Annotated in this window: 13 protein-coding genes; 3 read left to right on the top strand and 10 right to left on the bottom strand. The window is 41.3% G+C overall.

Going from position 1 to position 16,041, the window contains the following annotated elements:
• Nucleotides 1-56 precede the first annotated feature (56 nt).
• Nucleotides 57-1,244 (top strand): TonB family protein, encoded by a 1,188-nt coding sequence (locus tag FNW02_RS38755; protein WP_225225739.1) that lies wholly within the window; start codon nucleotides 57-59, stop codon nucleotides 1,242-1,244.
• Between the two features lie 43 nt (nucleotides 1,245-1,287).
• Here the strand turns inward: FNW02_RS38755 and FNW02_RS18090 are convergent, their stop codons facing one another.
• The 8 genes from FNW02_RS18090 to FNW02_RS39940 all read right to left on the bottom strand — a co-directional run bounded on the left by FNW02_RS18090 (nucleotide 1,288) and on the right by FNW02_RS39940 (nucleotide 10,838).
• A complete protein-coding gene (locus FNW02_RS18090) occupies nucleotides 1,288-2,019 on the bottom strand; it encodes a DevA family ABC transporter ATP-binding protein (protein WP_191758901.1) in 732 nt (243 codons plus the stop codon).
• Nucleotides 2,020-2,055: 36 nt separating this feature from the next.
• Nucleotides 2,056-3,213 (bottom strand): ABC transporter permease DevC, encoded by a 1,158-nt coding sequence (gene devC, locus FNW02_RS18085; RefSeq protein WP_191758900.1) that lies wholly within the window; start codon nucleotides 3,211-3,213, stop codon nucleotides 2,056-2,058.
• A gap of 71 nt (nucleotides 3,214-3,284) precedes the next feature.
• Nucleotides 3,285-4,499 (bottom strand): ABC exporter membrane fusion protein, encoded by a 1,215-nt coding sequence (locus FNW02_RS18080; RefSeq protein WP_191758899.1) that lies wholly within the window; start codon nucleotides 4,497-4,499, stop codon nucleotides 3,285-3,287.
• Between the two features lie 243 nt (nucleotides 4,500-4,742).
• Nucleotides 4,743-6,161, bottom strand: coding sequence for an FAD-binding protein (locus tag FNW02_RS18075; RefSeq protein ID WP_191758898.1), 1,419 nt, complete (start codon nucleotides 6,159-6,161; stop codon nucleotides 4,743-4,745).
• Nucleotides 6,162-6,297: 136 nt separating this feature from the next.
• Nucleotides 6,298-6,921, bottom strand: a complete 624-nt coding sequence (locus tag FNW02_RS18070; protein ID WP_191758897.1) for an L-2-amino-thiazoline-4-carboxylic acid hydrolase — start codon at nucleotides 6,919-6,921, stop codon at nucleotides 6,298-6,300.
• A 371-nt stretch (nucleotides 6,922-7,292) separates the two neighbouring features.
• The gene (hemF, locus tag FNW02_RS18065) at nucleotides 7,293-8,297 is read right to left on the bottom strand and encodes an oxygen-dependent coproporphyrinogen oxidase (protein ID WP_191758896.1); all 1,005 of its coding nucleotides are present in this window, start codon (nucleotides 8,295-8,297) and stop codon (nucleotides 7,293-7,295) included.
• Nucleotides 8,298-8,472: 175 nt separating this feature from the next.
• Nucleotides 8,473-9,537, bottom strand: coding sequence for an aromatic ring-hydroxylating dioxygenase subunit alpha (locus FNW02_RS18060; RefSeq protein ID WP_225225738.1), 1,065 nt, complete (start codon nucleotides 9,535-9,537; stop codon nucleotides 8,473-8,475).
• 236 nt (nucleotides 9,538-9,773) lie between these two features.
• A complete protein-coding gene (locus FNW02_RS39940) occupies nucleotides 9,774-10,838 on the bottom strand; it encodes a Rieske 2Fe-2S domain-containing protein (RefSeq protein ID WP_191758895.1) in 1,065 nt (354 codons plus the stop codon).
• A gap of 380 nt (nucleotides 10,839-11,218) precedes the next feature.
• Between FNW02_RS39940 and FNW02_RS18050 the strand changes: the two genes are divergently transcribed.
• Nucleotides 11,219-11,422, top strand: coding sequence for a plasmid partition protein ParG (locus tag FNW02_RS18050; RefSeq protein WP_191758894.1), 204 nt, complete (start codon nucleotides 11,219-11,221; stop codon nucleotides 11,420-11,422).
• Nucleotides 11,423-11,723: 301 nt separating this feature from the next.
• Here FNW02_RS18050 and FNW02_RS18045 read toward each other — a convergent pair whose 3' ends face one another.
• The gene (locus FNW02_RS18045) at nucleotides 11,724-13,511 is read right to left on the bottom strand and encodes an ABC transporter ATP-binding protein (protein WP_191758893.1); all 1,788 of its coding nucleotides are present in this window, start codon (nucleotides 13,509-13,511) and stop codon (nucleotides 11,724-11,726) included.
• Between the two features lie 75 nt (nucleotides 13,512-13,586).
• Nucleotides 13,587-15,329, bottom strand: a complete 1,743-nt coding sequence (locus FNW02_RS18040; RefSeq protein WP_191758892.1) for an ABC transporter ATP-binding protein — start codon at nucleotides 15,327-15,329, stop codon at nucleotides 13,587-13,589.
• 469 nt (nucleotides 15,330-15,798) lie between these two features.
• On the opposite strand from FNW02_RS18040, the gene FNW02_RS18035 reads away from it, so the two are divergent.
• The gene (locus FNW02_RS18035) at nucleotides 15,799-15,993 is read left to right on the top strand and encodes a heavy-metal-associated domain-containing protein (RefSeq protein WP_191758891.1); all 195 of its coding nucleotides are present in this window, start codon (nucleotides 15,799-15,801) and stop codon (nucleotides 15,991-15,993) included.
• Nucleotides 15,994-16,041: the final 48 nt, after the last annotated feature.

Here is a 16,041-nt window from a genome sequence, read left to right as displayed (position 1 = left end):
TGCTTTTTACCACCTACACTATATAGATAGACTTGCTGTCAAGAAAGCACAATAACATGGCTAAGTCTCATCAATTCCAGCTTGATAGGAATAAACCAACAGAACTACTCTTTTGTTTGTTTACTTCCATCCTCCTGCATTTTATTCTGTTTATTGCAGGCAATTATTGGCTAAGGTCTGTCGCATCTGAGCAAAGGCAAGCGTCTTCCCAAGCAATTCCCATTGAGTACGTTGAAGTTCCTCCTGATGAAACTAAGACACCGAAAAAAACCTCAAAACGAGCTGCCAATAATTCTATTGGAAAAGGGCAAGTTTCAAGACCGAATAACTTAAGTGCTCCCAAGCCAGCAAAGGCGTTCCCACCAAAATTGGCCCCCTCCGCACCAACAGCACCAACGGTAGTTACTCCTGCGACTACACCAGCCAAAATTCCACCTCGAAAACTTGCAGTTGCTCCTACCATTGCACCAACAGCACCAACGGTAGTTACTCCTGCGACTACACCAGCCAAAATTCCACCTCGAAAACTTGCAGTTGCTCCTACCATTGCACCAACAGCACCAACGGTAGTTACTCCTGCGGCTACACCAGCCAAAATTCCACCTCGAAAACTTGCAGTTACTCCTACCACCGCACCAACAGCACCAACGGTAGTTACTCCTGCGGCTACACCAGCCAAAATTCCACCTCGAAAACTCGCAGTTGCTCCTACCACCACACCAACTGTACCAAGTCCCACATCTGAGCAGTTGGAGAATAGCGCTACCCCGCGAAAACCTCAAGTCCAGCCAGCTTTAAAATCGGGCGCAGCAAGCCGCTTGGGTGGCCCGGTTAGTTTATCTAGTCGTGATTTTGGAGGTAATTATTTTGCAGCCTCACCGAATTCCAACCGTTTCAATCCAGATTCTAATGGCGTTGATGCTCGTCAAGATACAGATTTGGGGCCTTACCTAAAAGAATTACAGCGACAAGTGAGGCAGCAATGGATACCTGAAGTCACCCAATCTTCTCGGCGGTCAGTGCTTCATTTTACTATTAACCGCTCAGGTCAGGTGAGCAATCTCCGAATTGCGCGAACTTCTGGATTTAACGTTACCGATGAAGCAGCAGTCAGCGCTGTAAAGCGAGCTGCACCCTTCATACCTTTACCAACAACCTATAGAGGGAATAACATCTCTATTGAATTTACGTTTGTTATCAACGTTTATGGCGAATTAGATCTACAAGGTAATGGGCAAAAGTAATGTTATGCCGATTCAATTAATGAGACGTTGCAATGCAACGTCTCTACAATGATTTATCCTTCTCAGTGTTAACTAATAAATAACCATCTTCCATATGAATGACGCGAAGGGCAATATCTAGAATTCGGTTGTCATGAGTAACGAGTAGGATAGTGCAGCCTTGTTCTTTGGCAAGGCTTTGCATCAGTTCCACCACATCCCGCCCTGATTTCTTGTCAAGTGATGCTGTTGGTTCGTCAGCAAGAACAATTTTAGGATTTGCCACCAAGGCGCGAGCGATCGCAACTCTTTGCTTTTGACCATTAGATAAATTTTCTGGGTAGTAATCAACGCGATTTCCTAATCCGACTGCTTCTAACATTCGCACAGCTTTAGCCCGTTTTGCTTTCCAAGATAGGCGATGTCTATCGACAAGCCGCTCTGAGTCTACGTGCAATTCTAAAGACATCTCGACATTTTGCCGCGCTGTCAAGCTTTCCAAGAGGTTATGCGCCTGGAAAATGTACCCAATTTGCCGCCGTGTTTTGATTAATTGGTTTTGCTCGGCGTTGCAGAGTTCTTGACCAATAACTTTTAAACTACCATATTGACAAGAGCGCAATCCACCAATCAGCGACAGCAAAGTAGTTTTTCCTGACCCAGACGGCCCAGTCATAATTACTATTTCACCTGGGTTAATGTCTAAGTTGATATTAAATAGAATCTGTTTGCGTAAGCTGCCTTTACCAAAAAAGTGATTAACATTCTGAATAGAGATAATAGATTTATTTTTCATAAAAAATTTTATAAATCATGAGCTAAATGATGAATTTTAAAAAATATCTGCTGGGTCTGCTGAGTCTAACTTTCGCATTGCGATCGCCCCAGAAATTAAACACATAATAATCGTCAATATCAAAACTTGAATTACGCGCTCAAAAGTCATAAATAACGGTAACTTTGTTGCATTTCGTGTTAAGCCATACATGCCATAAGAAATTAAACAACCAGGAATATAACCAAGTACAGCCAATATCAATGCTTGTTGAAATACAACAGACAACAAGTAGACATTACGAAACCCCATTGCTTTGAGTGTGGCGTATTCAGCAATGTGATCCATAACATCGCTATAAATAATTTGATAAACAATAATCACACCAACTAGAAATCCGATTGTGACACCCAAAGAGAAAATAAAACCGATCGCGCCATTTTCTTGCCAATATTTTTTCTCAAAATCAATAAATTCTTGACGGGTAAGAACTCTCACATCATCGGGTAGATAAGACTGCAACTCTTTAACTACTGCATTCTGATTACTACCAGGTTTTAGTTTAATTAAACCAAGATTAACTTTGCCTGGTTGCTGCGTCGAAAAAATTCGCAAGAAGTTCTGGTCACTAGTAATCACACTGGCGTTAGCAACAAAAGATGCACCAACCTCATACAATCCGCTAATTGTAACTTTACGTCCTTGCAGTTCTGTTGTTACAGATTTGCCTTGAGCTACTTGAGCGATCGCAGCTTGATATTTACCATTAGCGTTACGATCAAATAACAGTGTGTTTGGATATTTGATCAGATCCAAACTTTGATTAACTTCTGGCAAATTGAATGCAGGTTGTTCTGGGTTAAAGCCTATAATTAGAATTGATTCATCAAGCTTAGTTTCGAGACTTTTCCAAACTCCTAAGCGGATATAAAGGGGATTAACTGACTCAACCTCTGACAAATTAGCAGCTTGAAACAAACGACGCCGAGGGAAAGAACTGAGAAGTCCCAAGTTTTGAGCTTGGCGGCTAATTACTACCAGATCTGTTTGTAGAAGTACATGAAAGCGTGTATTACTATCATATAAAGCCGACTGAAAGCCTAACTGCATCAACATGAGAAAGTTAGCAAAGGTAATTCCACAAAGAGCAACAATAAAACGTCCTCTTTGCTTCATTAGTTGTAGCCAAGCCAATGGAATATTGCGTTTAAACATATTGAAGGTTATAAGAGTTGTTCTTTGTCATTAGTCATTTGTGTTTACACAAGACAAAGGAAAAATGACAATTACAAATCAATCTCGACATTGACCTGAAGGTTTGTAAAGCGAGCTACTTGCTTACTAGCGGCTTTATCTAAACGAATTTTGACCTCAATTACTCTGGCATCTGTTGCTGCTGTTGGATCGCTATCCAGCACATCTTTCTTAGCGACTGTTAAGCCAATTTGATCAACTGTGCCTCTTAACTCACCGCCAAAGGCATTGCTGGGACTGGTAATACTGGCAGTTTGGCCTGGGCGAATCTTGGCAATATCACTTTCGTAAATTTCTGCTACGGCGTACATTTGGTCAGTTTGACCAAGTTCTACAATTCCCTCGTTACCGATTGTTTCTCCGGGATGAGCTTGAATCCGCAGAATTTGACCGGCTTTTGGTGCGCGGATGTATGCCAATTCGAGTTCGGCGCGAATCTTCTCAACTGTCGCAACAGCGCTATCTATCTCTGCTTGTGCGGTTGCTACATCTGTAGGACGCACCTCTGCTGTTTTGTTTAAGGTGGCTTTGGCTTCTTGAATCTGTGCAGTAAGTGTGCGTTTAGTCCGTTCTAAGCCTGCTTTGGCACTATTTAACTGCTCTTGGGCGGTTGTTAGAGCTAATTTGCGAGTATCTAGCGCTGAAGCTGCGATCGCTCCTTGATTATATAGAGTTTGATTGCGGCGAAATTCTATCTCTGCATTCTGCAACTCTGCTTTCAGACGAGCGATGGTGGCTTGCTGGCTTTGGATTTCACCATCCAAATTTGCCTGTACATTTCTAACAGTCGCTTGTATAGCTGCTAGTTCACCTTGTTTTGCCCCTGCTTTTACTTGAGCAAGACGAAATTGGGCAACTTGGACTTGCTTTTGCGATTCTACCAAGTTAGCTTGCAGGCGATCGCGATTATCCAAGATAGCAATGATTTGTTGCGCTCTTACCTTTTTGCCTTCATCAACCAACAATTCAGCCACACGGCTACCACTACCAAAGCTAGGATTAGTAGGAGCAGAAATCTTAATCACATCACCTGCTGGCTCCAACCTTCCTAGTGCATTAACTTTTGAAGTAACTGGCTGGCTAACTTGTGAAGTAACTACTGGACGTTTAGCCGTAGCTGATAGACGAGCTAAATAGAACACTCCTACCCCTATCCCTACCATACAAGCAATACCCAAAACAACTAACCAATGAAAATTGGCTGGAAATAAAGACCGTTTACCAATTTCCTCAGAATCCTGCAACATATTCCTCCAATTACTAATACTCTGCGCCTCTGTCTTGGAAAGTTCTGAACGCTATGCCGGTCTTACTGCCCAACCGTTCTAAAAGAACGGTTGCCCTGTGTCCAGAGGACACAAGGGAGAGGCGCAAGGCTTTGCGCCTCTCGGCAGTGAACAGACCATCGGATAGCGCAGCGTTAGCGAGTCCGCGAGCGTCGGAAACCTCCGCTCAGACTTTCCGCTGCGTGAGACAAAAAAATCTAGTATTTAATGAGATTTAATATAAGCACAATTCATATTTGTCTTTACAACCTGCTCATACTTAAAAAAACCAGGATTAAGTATCCCATGCGGGTCATATTTCCTTTTTATTTCATTGACTTTAGACCAGTAATCACCAAATTGGAGCCTCCATTGTGGAAGCTCAAATTCTACCCAAGTAGCCATATATCTTTTGCCACCCATTTGGAAACCAAGGTTAGTGAGTAAATTTAATTGCTCTAGAACAGGTTTAACTTGAGCTTTAGGGACAGTCGGATACATTCCAAACCCAACAATCAAATCTTCATCGGGTAAAGGAAACATAGGCATTTTATTATTGCGCGAAAGTAGACAAAATGAGCCTACAGGTATAGTCCGAAAGTCGATAAAAGAAGGTATCCGTTGCAGAGCAATATCTATGTATTCTTTTACTTTTGATGCTGGCAAAAGAACGTCTATCCAAGAGTTAGCTTTATCTACAGGATGAGATACTTGTGCTATTGGTTGAATGAACTTATCAAAGGTCAGATCTTCAGTATAGATGTGACGATAAAAATTTAAATTAGAGAGGAGTTTATCTGCATCTATATCATTCTCAGAATCAACTTCTAAGGTAATTTGCATTCTATAAAACCACTGAACTATGGGTTTTATTCTATTTTCACCTGCCCTAGATAATCCTAATAGACATGGAGAAAACAAAGATACTAATCCATCGACAAGCCCTTCTGATATTAGGAAACGTTCATCATTTAATAGAGAATCTAAGTCGTCATAGCAAAGAAAATAGCTGCGAGTGAAGGGACGGTATTTTCTGAGTTTATTTTGTACCTTGGTCATAATCCCAAACTGACCATAACCACAAAGAACATGATAGAAAAGTTCGCTATTTTTTTCTGGCGTACACCAAACAATATCTCCTGTTCCCGTGACGACTTCTAGACCAAGACAATTATCAGCTTGAGAGCCATAGCGAAAAGAACTTAAACCTAAACCACCAGCAGAGAGAGTTCCCCCTAATGTAACCTCAAAGTTATTTGTAAGAACAGGAGGAATCACGCCGTGTGGTATCGAGGTATCAACAATTTGCTTCCAAGTAACACCAACATCAGATGTGAAACAAAGTTCATCCGGGCAGAAATCATAAATTTGATTGAGATTCCTCATATCTAAGAGGATTCCACCTTGATTTAAAGATTGACCACTTAAAGAATGTCCCGCAGCCCGTGAGGAAATAGTTAAATCTTGCTCGACAGCATATTGAATGGCTTTAGCAACATCAGTAGAGTTTTGAGGACGAACAACAATTAAAGGTTGTTTTTGAATAATGCCGCCAAAATCTTGAGAAACTGCCTCTAATTCTTCTTTTATATTACTAACATCACCGTCAATAAGATGCTTTAGATCCGAAACAATAGTGTTCATAAAAATGAGTTTTGTTATGGGAATTTATTGAAAAATGTTATTTGTAAAAAATGAACTTGTCAAAAAAATACTAACTCATAAAATCAGCGACAACTCTAAAATCAGCCTTTCAAAAAATGCGTTAGAATTAATTTAATCAACGCATTTTTAGCATCTTTACACCAATATTTATCAAACTAGGAACCAGTCCTACTAAATTTATAATACGGTTGAATAATTGAGTAAAAACGCTTTGCATTGATGTAGTTGATGCTATCACCTTCTTAGTAGGTCTTTCATACTTAAATACACAAACACAATCACCTTCTGCTTGTTTACTAAGAATTGCAGCCTTTATACCGGGAAAAGCTCTTTTAGTTGCTTCTTGTTCCATCTCACAAAAGACATGACATGGCTGAGCAAAACCATATTCTTTGGCAATAGACAAAACTGGACAAACCCTTTGAATTTCTAGTGCTGCATCTGTTCCATTTTGAGAAATATCTACTATTTCCATAACAAAGCCCATTAGTCCTAGCAAAGGAGCTGCTTTCTTAAAACCTTGAGCTAGGGTATTGTTATCAATGAAAGTACCCATCAATGCTTGTTGTTGTTGAGGATATTTTTCCATCATTTTTTCAAAAGCGGCTTCGTCTCCTATTTCTTCTACCAGTTTTTTGTATCTTATAAATCTATTCCTGAACAACTTCATGGCTTTTGATTCATCAATGTTGATGATATCTTCCATCCTCAAATTGCCTGTAACTAAATCTTTTTCCATGCTGATTACTCTCTTGAATTCAACTCATCCCCACCATCAATAGTCTTGGATTGTAAACTTTACCTACTGGCATAAAAGCACAGCAAAATTATCCAAACAAGCATATATCTACAAACATTAAGACAGGATAATGCAATGTCTATTTCGAGTTCACTTGTTATATCTCTGCGCCATCTTGTCTTTTCAAGAAGAAAGTTTTTTGCTGTTTTTTGTAAAGGCTGTTTGTAATTTTCAGAGCGATTACTCAACGCAATCTTAGCTTTTGATTGCCTCACATCCATCAATTTTGTTTTTCTCATCTCAGCAATGACTATTTATTTTATTTGCATAAGGTAACTATAAATCCCGAATAACTATCAGTATTGAGAAATTTATAACCAATCTCTAGGATTTTTCAGCACTTCTCTCAGCATTGCTTCCTTACTACCAGGAACAGGTTGATCGTCATATTCCCAACTAGCAGCAGGAGGCATACAATTAAATACACTTTGCTGCTTAACCATACCGCTTGCTAGACCGAAACGGATACCGCGATCGCATGATAAGATAAATTCCACATAGCGCCCACGTACAAGACGCTGCCAGTACTTGTTCTCTTCCGTAAAGATCATATCCTTGCGTCTGTCTACAATTGGCATATAGGCAGGAAGAAAAGCCTCTGCACAATTTGTTACCAAAGAAAGAAGTTCTTGTGAATTGCCTTCATTTAGATGGTCAAAGAAAATTCCACCAATACCTCTATTTTCACCACGATGGGGTATGTGGAAGTATTCGTCACACCATTTTTTGAAGCGAGGGTAATAAGAGGAATCATGCTTATCGCAAACCTCTTTATGTACCTTATGAAAATGAACTGCATCTTCTTCAAAAAAGTAAGACGGTGTTAGGTCTGCTCCGCCGCCAAACCACCAATAAATAGGTTGGTTGTCATTGTTAATCTGAAAATAGCGGTAGTTGACATGAGCAGTAGGTACCATCGGGTTATGAGGATGAATAACAAAGCTAGAACCTGTAGCGAAAAAGCGGCTCCCTTTGTCACTAGTCATTCGGTCTGCTACTGCCGTAGCAACCGCACCTGATTGCTGAAAAGACGTTCCAGGAGGCAATTCCCCCTCTATTGCTACATAGTTGACTCCTACCTTTTCAAAGACATTACCATTGTGCAAAGCACGGTCAATATATATAGCATCCTCACTACTTTTGCCAACAGTCCAAATGCCGTTTTTGTCACGATTCCAAGACTGTTCGAGCAGTTCTTTACCATCTACCGCCTCAAGAGCTTGGCAAGTATTTTCAAACATTTGTCTGAAAATTTTATCGGCTACTCCGCGCATTATTGGCTGTTGTTTAACTGATTTTTCTAGGACATTGGTCATGCTTATCTCCTCACGATTAATTAAGTCTTGTTTTGTTATTGATTGTCGAGTTAAGAACCGTCCAAGAATAAATCTTTCCTGATTAGCGATCGCTGCTGCCAGATATTGGTAGCTTAGAGAGTATCCGCAATGCCATTTGAATAAATTACAAGACGATTTCCGTTAAGTAATAACCTCATTTGTAAGTTGGTTCTCGCAGGGTTAAAATTTCTGAAGATTCTTCACTAGGGTAGTGGCTATTTACGTTTGAACTAGAGGATTGCATTAAGTCTTTTTGGAGAAACTTGCGAAAAGTAATATCTAAAGCATCAGCAGCAACGTGGAGTTCTTCCGATATTTTGGGTATTGGTTGAGAGTTTAAAGTTGCAACTACTACCGTATCTTCTTGGGCAAGTTTGTGGTCAATCTTTCTAAAAAAACCATCTAGCAAAGGCAAGGGTAAAATGTTGCGATACAAAACGCGTTTGACAACAGTAGTATTATCATCAATAGGAAGATGAGCAACTAAGATACCGAACTTGATATCAAAACTGTCATCTCTACCTATGCTAATTTCCGCTAAAGTCACATTAGGTAAATATAAACTCAATCTTGTCTTCAACTCTGGGCGTCCACCTAATAAAAAGTTCAAAAAACTTTTTGAGCTACCTAATGATTCATAATTCACTTTGGCAACTGCGCCCCAATCGTATTTATCAACTTTATACTTAATAGTTTTATTTATAGGAATTCGCTGACCAAAAGATTTCCTATGAACTGCAATAACATGGGTAAAGTCAAGATTAGCTTCCATAAGACGAGCATAGTTAGCATTATCTATACCCTCGTCATAAACAGGACGCATAGTTGAAACCATGTATTCGGGGAAAATAGGCAAAGAAGGCCGTTTTTCTTCTGGCAAATCACCATAAAACAACCAAATAAAACCATATTTTTCCTGAACTGGGTAGCTGTCTACACTAGCTCTTTTAGGAATAGGTGTTCCAGGTGCATTAGAAGGTATTTCAACACATTGCCCATCAGCTTGAAATTTCCATCCATGATAGGGACAGCGGATACAGTCGTCTTCAATCCAGCCTAGAGAAAAAGCCGCGCCGCGATGAGGACACTGGTCTTTCAAAGCGATTACTTGTCCTTGAGAATTACGATAGAGGACAAATCTTTGATTTAACATCACAATTTGCTTGGGCTTGTTGTTAACTGCAAAGCTAAATTCACAAGCATACCAAAAATTTTTCAACAGACTTAGCTCCTATTCTTTTTTGAGAGAAAAATCAGGGATGAAGCAAAAGATATAGATAAAACTAGCAAACGTATCATGAAATTAAAAATAGATTTATCCGGTATGGTGTTTAACTTTTAGGTATATTGCCATTATCAACAAACCTTCATTTCAAATTCTAGTGTCAGCTTCACTATATTTACCTGAAATACACAAATTACGTTTATAAAAACGATTTTGCGTCAAATTTGAATTTATTTTTTCAAGGAGGCGTAAGAAAGTCGTGTTTGCTCTTGGTTGGAGTTTTTTGATTCGCTCTGATTAAGTTTCAAACCCCAGCCCAGAGATAAATATTTGTGGCGAAGCCTGCGATAGGCAAGAGTTAAAGCATCAGCTGGAACATGGACTTCTGTTAACATATCAGGTATGAATTTGGGGTATTGGGACTCAGTTACTACCCTATCTTCTAAACCAACTTTGTGGTGAAACTTCACGAATAAACTATCTGCCCAAGAGTAGGTAAAAAAATTGCGAAACTGAATACGCTTACTAATGGTCGTGTTGTCATCAACAGGAATGTGGACAGCGTAATTAATCATTTTGCCACGACCAAAATCACTCTCAATTTTAGTTATGTTAGGGAGATAAAAGCTAGTTGTTGCATTTAACTGTGTGCGTGCTGGACGAAAGAAAGATTTAAATACACCATTTTTAGGCTTAGTGTAATTTTTGTATGTGATTTTGGTACTGATGCCCCAATCTTCATCTTGAACAATATAATCTTCTACTGTTGGATCTTGTGCAAATCCCGCTCCAAAAGAATTAGCATGAACTGCATACAAATGGGCTGGATCAAGAGCGTTTTCAATGACTCGAGTGTAGTTAGCTTTCATCTCATACTCTAAGTAAATGGGATGCATAGTCGAGTCTTCGTATTCTGGTAAAGGAGGAATTGGTGGGCGTTCTTCTTCTAGTAAGTCTCCATAAAATAGCCAGATAAAACCATATTTTTCTTGCACTGAATAGCTGTTTATAGTAGCTTTTGTAGGGATGGGTTTTCCGGGTTCATTAGAAGGAATTTCAATGCATTGTCCATCAGATTGAAATTTCCATCCATGATAAGGACAACGGATACAATCGTCTTCTAACCAACCCATAGACAATGCAGCACCACGATGAGAACATTGATTTTTCAATGCTACGACTTGCCCTTGAGAATTGCGATAGAGGACAAATCTTTGATTTAACATCACAATTTGCTTGGGCTTATTGCTAACAGCTGCGCTGAATTCACATGCATACCAGAAGTTTTTTAGCACACCTAAGCTCCTACTATCCTAGATAAATTGATGAATTTAAAGTAACTGTTTCCAGTGTGTTGCTTAGTTCAACCGTTACATTCATCCCAGTCATCACAAAAAACTACCATGAGCCATAATCTGGTTTCATGTTTGTCTAGAAGTATGATTTTTAGGCGAATTCAGCCAACATAAGCCAATTTTGGCTTTGTTCGCTTATTGGATATTTAATTTCCCACGTTGACACTTTCTGGCGTCTATTGCCTTTGTTGTGTGTCTTTCTTTAGGCATAGGTGATAGCATACCAGTGTACCAATGCATTAGTCAACTAATGTATAATTTTGCTCTATTAACCATTGCACCAATAAACTAGTGAATAAGTTCATTAGTTGGGGTATAGTGTGGCACAAGGAGAAGCTTCAATTAGGGTTTACCTATCACCTGAAACAAAAGACAGGTTTAAAACAGCTTGCTTTTTCAAGGGATTGAATATGTCTGACGTTACAGCTGAATTGATTGAAGATTGGTTAGCTAAAAATGATCTGGATCTGCCGACTTCACAGAAAAATGTCCATTCATCCAAAAGCAAAAAGAGTGAAGGGTAGCATAACGGGGGAACAACTAAACCGCCCAGAAGCAAGCCAACACCACAGTGTCCCAATTACGGCAGCAATGGGAGGAATAAAATATAAGTAATTGTAATAAGTATGTAATTTTAGTAAAAGCTATGTTTATAAACTTGAAAGTAGCCATCAAAATTAATAGATTTCGTACGATTCATTTCCCGAAACCCAATACCAGGGGGGACTGGGGACTGGAGATTGGGAGCAGGGAGAATTTGCAGTAAGTCTTTCCCCTCTGCCCCTCTGCCTCCTAACTCTTGACCCTTGACCCTTGTACCCTTCCTCAAACAGATGTGGTTGCTGCGCCCAGCTGGAGGGCATAGAGATTCGCGTAGACACCCTGTTTACTGATGAGTTCTGTGTGGGTTCCCTGCTCGATGATTTGTCCCTGCTGAATTACCAATACTTGATTTGCTTGGGTAACGGTGCTGAGGCGGTGGGCAATCACGAAGCTGGTTCGACCTTGGAGTAAGCGGGCGATCGCACTTTGCACTAGTGCCTCTGTACGGGTATCGATGCTACTAGTTGCTTCATCAAGAATGAGAATTCGGGGGTTGATTAACACTGCACGGGCAATGCTAATGAGTTGGCGCTGTCCCTGGCTCAGGGGTGATCCCCGTTCACCTAATTTAGTTGTGTAACCCTGTGGCAATGAAGTAACAAACTCATGTACATTCGCCATCTGAGCCGCTGCTTCAATATCGGCTTGGGTGGCATAAGGAGAGCCAAAAGCAATATTTTCAGCTACAGTACCGCTGAACAAAATATTATCCTGTAGGACGATGCCAATTTGACGCCGGAGACTTGCTTGAGTGACGCTACGTACATCAATTCCATCAATTTTCACCGCACCGCCAGACACATCATAAAAGCGCAAAATCAGGTTAATAATCGTAGTTTTTCCAGATCCAGTCGCTCCCACCAATGCAATCATCTCTCCTGGTTGGGCGTGCAAATTCACTCCTTTGAGAACTAGTTGATTTGGGTTATAGCCAAACTTGACATCCTCAAATGTCACCTCACCCTGAATAGGTGGCATTTCAGTAGCATCGGGTGCATCGTTGAGTTGCGATGGTTCATCAAGCAGTAGGAATATCCGCTCTAATCCGGCAAAAGCAGACTGAGCTTGAGTGTAAAACTGGCTGAGAATCTGGATGGGACGGAAGAACAGCTGAACATAAAGCAAGAAAGATGTCACAACACCTACTGTTGCCCCTCCGGTGACGGCAAGATAGCCACCATACGCCAGCACACCTGCGGTTGCTAGGGTGTTGAGAAAATCGATTGATGGCAAAAATGCAGCAGTAATTGCCACTGCTTGGACGTTAGCATCACGATTTGCGGCGTTGAGAATTTTGAATTCTTCGATGTTGAGATGTACCCGATTAAATGCCTGTGCTTCTCGGACACTGCCAATATCTTCTTCCAACTTGGCGGAAAGTTCACCAATTGTCTGTCGGGTGACGCGAAATCTAGCTCTTGCCCAACGCGCAAACAAGCCTGTGGTAAAAATCATTAGTGGCACAACTAAGTTGCTCAACAAACCAAGTTGCAGGTTAATTGAGAGCATAGCAATGACAATGCCCACCAAACTGAAAGTGTTGCCCAGCATTTGAGCAACAGTTTGTCCAAAAGCCTGATTCACAGTACTAACATCATTCAGCAAGCGGCTCATTAAATCACCCGCTTCGCTGCGATCAAAAAAGCTCAGCGGTAGACTCTGAATTTTAGTAAAAATGTCTTGCCTCAATTGAGCCAGCAATCGTTGCATAATCCAGCCAACTCGAATAATCTGACCCCGGATTGCCCAAATACCAAGCCCGTAGATTAGTCCCAGTAGCCCTAATAGCTGGAGTAGTCCCGACAAGTTCCCCTTTGCAATCAAGTTATCAACCGACCAGCCGAGTAAAAATGGCCCAATTGCCTGGGTTGCAGCACCGGTCATTACTAATATGAGGGCGATAGGAATTTCTTTGCGATATGGTCGCAGGTATTGCAAAAAGCGCCGTAGTGTGGAGAGTTGCTGACTCGGCTTTTGCTCGGATGCAACAATAGGAACAGTGCCTCTCATACCAATTTTGGATTTTAGATTTTGGATTTTAGATTAAATACAGGAATGTTAAATAGTACTACTTATCCTATGGGATCATTTTTTCACCTTTTGCTTGACTTGAGATTCCAAAATCACACCGTAGAGCGGGCTTGTTTGCATTAATTCTTCATGAGTACCTTGTGCTACCAATCGTCCTTTATCCATAAGAAAAATGCGATCGGCATTCTGCACAGTGCTAATGCGCTGAGCTACTACAAAGGTTGTGCAAGCTTTTTGGCACATTAAACGATCTAGCGCTGCTTGAATTTGAGCAGCAGTTTTGGCATCCACAGCTGAGGTGCTGTCATCCAAAATCAGAATGCCGTAGTCAGTTAGTAAGGTGCGGGCGATCGCAATCCGTTGCTTTTGTCCACCAGACAAACCAATGCCGCGTTCACCCACAATCGTCTCGTAGCCATCAGGTAAACTGGTGATGAAATCGTGAATTTGTGCAGTTTTAGCAACCTCAATCACTTCTTCTAGGCTTGCATTGGGTTTTGCATAAACAATATTCTCACGGATAGTGCCAGAGAACAGTGTGGTTTCTTGAAACACAATGCCAATGCAAGATCTCAGACTTTTTAATGTGAAATCTCGGATATCGCAGCCATCAATGCGAACCGCTCCCTTGGTGACATCGTAAAAGCGGGGAATCAGGTTCATAATTGTGCTTTTTCCAGAACCGGTCATTCCCAGGATGGCGATTAGCTCGTTGGGTTTTGTTTCAAAGGAAACGTCTTTGAGAGTCTCAGTTGTTGAGCCAGGATAGCGAAAGGAAACGTTTTCAAAGGTGATTCGACCTCCGCAACTTGTAAATGGGACAGCATCGGGCCGATCGCGAATTTCAACTTCTGCATCCACCACTTCGTAGACTCGTTCAGCAGAAGCAGCCGCCTGAGCGATCGCCGGTGCAGCAAATCCAATCAACAAAATTGGTTGGAGAATCAACGCTAGGTAAGAGTTAAACGCCACAAGTTCACCAATGGAGAATCTATCCCCAATTACCTGCGCCCCCCCATAGCCAAAAACTGCCAGCGTCACCAAATTACTCAGCAAAAAAATAAACGGAAATGTATTGCGAATGGCGCTAATCGTCTTCATATTTGCCTTGACTAAGGCATCATTCATGGTTGTGTAACGCCTCGTTTCGGCAGACTCCCGCACGAAGGCTTTCACCACCCTTATCCCCAGCAAGTTTTCTTGTAATACGGCATTCAAGTCACTCAGTTGCTCTTGGACTTGCCGGAATAATCCATTATTTTGGGTAATGAATCGCGCCATCAACCATCCTGATAGGGGCACTACCGTCAGCGTAATCAGCGCCAGTTCCCAATTCATCACCAGCAAAATCACCGCAATACTTACCAATGTTACAACTGCACCGATTACTTGAATCAGACTAGTACCAACAAAAGTGCGGATCTGCTCAATGTCGCTGGTAACGCGGGTTAGCAGTTGGGAGGTCTGTGCTTGGTCATGATAGCTAAAACTGAGATTTTGAATCTTGCTGAAAATCTTGTTTCGCAGGTTATAGGCAACACCTTGAGATGCTGCTTCTGCCCAATAGCTTTGTCCAAAGTTAAATAAACCGCGGGCGATCGCCGCGACTACCATCCAGCCAGCGCTATAAAGTACAATTTGTAAATTTTGTTTGACAATGCCTTGATCAATTCCCCAGCGAAATAGTTGGGGGGTAGCCGCGTTAGCAACCGTCAAGAGTAACAAACTAACCAATGCTCCCAGCGAAGTCCATCGGTAAGTATTCAAACTCCCCAATACACGCTGGATTGGCTGCATCGACGAATTTTCCTGGAATTCTGGTTGCGGAACCAATGAAATTCCCCCTGTGTTTTCGCAAAATCCCCTACTTTAAGATTAATGCTGAATGGCTCATTGAAGTTTTTGTTTCCAACACTCAAGCCATTATTTAGCTATAAGCCAAAACATAATCCTGCGTAGTGATCTGTTGCAAAAGTTTTGAGATGTTCGTAGTAAGCACTTTAGTGCTTAAAAAAGCAAGGACTAAAGTCCTTACTACAAACTAATTTGCTGGGTAGTTAATCTCGGTTTTGAAACTTTGTAAAAAACTTTTAAAAATCTCTAGACTCTCCAGTCGGATAGAGAGTCTAGGATAAATTCAAGGGAGCTCTCAGGCAGAAACCAGAAGCCGCGGGGAAGACTGTCCCTGCTCCTTTAACTTTTTCAAAGATGCGCCCCAGTCATCCAGCTTGGTTTGGCGCGGTTGTTTATTTTATCCCGTAAATCTATGACTCTTAAACTCACAGTTCCCAACATGGCTTGTTCTGCTTGTGCAAACACCATTACCAAAGCACTTCAGGCAGTCGATGCCAACGCTGACGTTCAAGCTGATCCCACAACCAAGCTTGTCAGTGTAGAAACTCAAGCATCAGAAACAGTAGTTAAGGAAGCGTTGATTGCTGCTGGCTATCCAGCTGCCTAATCTCGTTCGTTTTTCTTGAAGATCGCAATAGATGGTAGGGGGGCAGGG

The organism is Komarekiella delphini-convector SJRDD-AB1 (genome assembly GCF_014831675.1).
Classification (GTDB): domain Bacteria; phylum Cyanobacteriota; class Cyanobacteriia; order Cyanobacteriales; family Nostocaceae; genus Komarekiella.
The sequence above is the reverse complement of the archived record's forward strand: the minus strand, read 5'-3'. Positions and strand labels throughout refer to the sequence as shown.

Excerpts from the sequence above, each read along its gene's own strand:
- FNW02_RS38755 (WP_225225739.1), top strand. The coding sequence starts at position 57 with ATGGCTAAGTCTCATCAATTCCAGCTTGATAGGAATAAACCAACAGAA.
- FNW02_RS18090 (WP_191758901.1), bottom strand. The coding sequence starts at position 2,019 with ATGAAAAATAAATCTATTATCTCTATTCAGAATGTTAATCACTTTTTT.
- devC (WP_191758900.1), bottom strand. The coding sequence starts at position 3,213 with ATGTTTAAACGCAATATTCCATTGGCTTGGCTACAACTAATGAAGCAA.
- FNW02_RS18080 (WP_191758899.1), bottom strand. The coding sequence starts at position 4,499 with ATGTTGCAGGATTCTGAGGAAATTGGTAAACGGTCTTTATTTCCAGCC.
- FNW02_RS18075 (WP_191758898.1), bottom strand. The coding sequence starts at position 6,161 with ATGAACACTATTGTTTCGGATCTAAAGCATCTTATTGACGGTGATGTT.
- FNW02_RS18070 (WP_191758897.1), bottom strand. The coding sequence starts at position 6,921 with ATGGAAAAAGATTTAGTTACAGGCAATTTGAGGATGGAAGATATCATC.
- hemF (WP_191758896.1), bottom strand. The coding sequence starts at position 8,297 with ATGACCAATGTCCTAGAAAAATCAGTTAAACAACAGCCAATAATGCGC.
- FNW02_RS18045 (WP_191758893.1), bottom strand. The coding sequence starts at position 13,511 with ATGAGAGGCACTGTTCCTATTGTTGCATCCGAGCAAAAGCCGAGTCAG.
- FNW02_RS18040 (WP_191758892.1), bottom strand. The coding sequence starts at position 15,329 with ATGCAGCCAATCCAGCGTGTATTGGGGAGTTTGAATACTTACCGATGG.
- FNW02_RS18035 (WP_191758891.1), top strand. The coding sequence starts at position 15,799 with ATGACTCTTAAACTCACAGTTCCCAACATGGCTTGTTCTGCTTGTGCA.